The organism is Levilactobacillus spicheri DSM 15429, assembly GCF_001435095.1.
GTDB classification, from domain to species: Bacteria; Bacillota; Bacilli; order Lactobacillales; family Lactobacillaceae; genus Levilactobacillus; species Levilactobacillus spicheri.
The window spans coordinates 136,126-137,030 of sequence record NZ_AZFC01000036.1 but is presented as its reverse complement, the minus strand read 5'-3'; the positions used below and the strand labels follow the sequence as shown (position 1 = coordinate 137,030).

9 tRNA genes are annotated in these 905 nt (G+C 50.8%); all 9 read left to right on the top strand.

The features are described from left to right. Nucleotides 1–90: 90 nt before the first annotated feature. The 9 genes from FD37_RS12265 (at nt 91) to FD37_RS12225 (ending at nt 894) form a co-directional block, all read left to right on the top strand. Nucleotides 91–164: transfer RNA gene (locus FD37_RS12265), tRNA-Arg, on the top strand. A gap of 6 nt (nt 165–170) precedes the next feature. After that, a tRNA-Pro gene (locus FD37_RS12260) sits at nt 171–244 on the top strand. 33 nt (nt 245–277) lie between these two features. Next, nucleotides 278–351 (top strand) — tRNA-Met (locus tag FD37_RS12255). Nucleotides 352–365: 14 nt separating this feature from the next. Beyond that, nucleotides 366–439 (top strand) — tRNA-Ile (locus tag FD37_RS12250). 32 nt (nt 440–471) lie between these two features. Beyond that, nucleotides 472–561: transfer RNA gene (locus tag FD37_RS12245), tRNA-Ser, on the top strand. 11 nt (nt 562–572) lie between these two features. Next, nucleotides 573–646: transfer RNA gene (locus FD37_RS12240), tRNA-Met, on the top strand. A 5-nt stretch (nt 647–651) separates the two neighbouring features. Further along, nucleotides 652–725 (top strand) — tRNA-Asp (locus tag FD37_RS12235). 5 nt (nt 726–730) lie between these two features. After that, nucleotides 731–803 (top strand) — tRNA-Phe (locus tag FD37_RS12230). Nucleotides 804–823: 20 nt separating this feature from the next. After that, nucleotides 824–894: transfer RNA gene (locus tag FD37_RS12225), tRNA-Gly, on the top strand. Nucleotides 895–905 lie beyond the last annotated feature (11 nt).

Here is a 905-nt window from a genome sequence, read left to right as displayed (position 1 = left end):
GTAGAACATCACCTTGCCATGGTGGGGGTCGCGGGTTCGAATCCCGTCTTCCGCTTAATACCGAAAGGTATTAAGTAAGTAACACATTTTGCACCCATAGCGCAACTGGATAGAGTGTCTGACTACGAATCAGAAGGTTGTAGGTTCGACTCCTACTGGGTGCATTTTAACGGGAAGTAGCTCAGCTTGGTAGAGCACCTGGTTTGGGACCAGGGGGTCGCAGGTTCGAATCCTGTCTTCCCGATTAAATAAATATAATATAGTTTATTTAACATTTCGCGGTGTAGCTCAGCTGGCTAGAGCGTTCGGTTCATACCCGAGAGGTCGAGGGTTCGATCCCCCCTGCCGCGATTTGGACTTGGACTGGACCTTTAGCTCAGTTGGTTAGAGCAAACGGCTCATAACCGTTCGGTCGTAGGTTCGAGTCCTACAAGGTCCATTTCAGTGGACGTTGTCTGTAAGAAGCGATATGGAGGATTACCCAAGTCTGGCTGAAGGGAACGGTCTTGAAAACCGTCAGGTGGGTAAAACCACGCGAGAGTTCGAATCTCTCATCCTCCTTTTTCTATTATCGCGGGATGGAGCAGTCTGGTAGCTCGTCGGGCTCATAACCCGAAGGTCGTTGGTTCAAATCCAGCTCCCGCAATCATTGGTTCGTTGGTCTAGTTGGTTAGGACGCCTCCCTGTCACGGAGGAGATCACGAGTTCGAGTCTCGTACGGACCGTTTATGGCTCGGTAGCTCAGTCGGTAGAGCAATGGATTGAAGCTCCATGTGTCGGCGGTTCGATTCCGTCCCGCGCCATTGCTTTACTCATACAATTTGCGGGTGTAGTTTAGTGGTAAAACCACAGCCTTCCAAGCTGTTGTCGCGAGTTCGATTCTCGTCACCCGCTTTGTATGGGCC